This window comes from Roseovarius roseus (assembly GCF_043355935.2).
GTDB lineage: Bacteria > Pseudomonadota > Alphaproteobacteria > Rhodobacterales > Rhodobacteraceae > Roseovarius > Roseovarius roseus.
This window is the reverse complement of the sequence record NZ_JBHFPE020000057.1, coordinates 1-1009: the sequence shown is the minus strand read 5'-3', so window position 1 is coordinate 1009 and position 1009 is coordinate 1. Positions and strand designations below refer to the sequence as shown.

Here is a 1009-nt window from a genome sequence, read left to right as displayed (position 1 = left end):
CGGGTCGCGGCGGCACGTTGCGCACTGGCGCGACCACGACCCGCGTTGGAAAACCTCCCAAGGTGGAAGCCGCGGGGAGCTGGGCAGTGACTATGGGGAAAGTGTGCTGCGGCCCGTGGCGGGAGTGAGAACCGGATGTCGATCTGGGTGGCCATGGCGATCACCGCAGGCGGCGCGGTCGTCCGAGATCACGATATCCAGGCGTCTTCGGGAACTTCGACGCGTTGTTCGCGCGCCGACCGGATCACCGGGCACAACAGGAACGGCCCGGTCTGCGGGCACGCAGCGAGGCAATGTTCGCGACGAGGACGGGCGTTTCGTCATGCCGCCTGCTCCCTCGGTGGTGCGCGGGATCGGGGCTTCCGCCCGCGTCGGAAAATCTCGATGATGCGCATTGGCCCGCCACAGCACGGGCATGGCTCGCGGAGGGTGAGCGGGATGGCTTCGGCAACCTCTGGTGGCTCTGGAGCCGGGCTTTTTGCCCCGAGCAAGGCACGGCATCGGGCGATGTTGGTCTTGCGCTGCGCTGAGGCGAGCAGGCCGTAGTGGCGGATGCGATGAAAGCCGTCAGGGAGGACGTGGATCAGGAAGCGGCGGATGAACTCGCCGGTGGCCAACCGCAGGACCTTGTGGCGGTGGCCGGACTTGATGCGATAGTCCTTCCAGCGGAAGGCGACGGTTTCGGCGTCCGCACTGACCAGGCGATTGTTCGAGATCGCCACCCGGTGGGTATAGCGGCTCAGGTAGGCCAGCACGGCTTCCGGTCCGCCGAAGGGTGGTTTGGCATGGACCACCCATTCGGATTTGCGAAACGAGGCGAGCCAGGCGGTGAAGGTGTCCGCGTTGGCCAGCCCGGCCAGATCGCCGAAGAAGGTCAATTGGCCAGCCCGGTGCAGGTCCATCAGCCCCTCCAGAAACAGGCGCCGGAACAGCCGCGACAGCACCCGCACATGGAGGAAGAATCCAGGGCGGCAGCCGACCCACCTTGTCCCGTCGGGCGACAGGCCGC

At 66.9% G+C, this 1009-nt stretch carries 1 protein-coding gene; it reads right to left on the bottom strand.

The window, feature by feature from the left end; all coding sequences use genetic code 11:
* Positions 1–320: 320 nt before the first annotated feature.
* A partial coding sequence (locus ACEWPL_RS19430; RefSeq protein ID WP_420744408.1) for an IS91 family transposase occupies positions 321–1009 on the bottom strand: 689 nt, incomplete at its 5' end.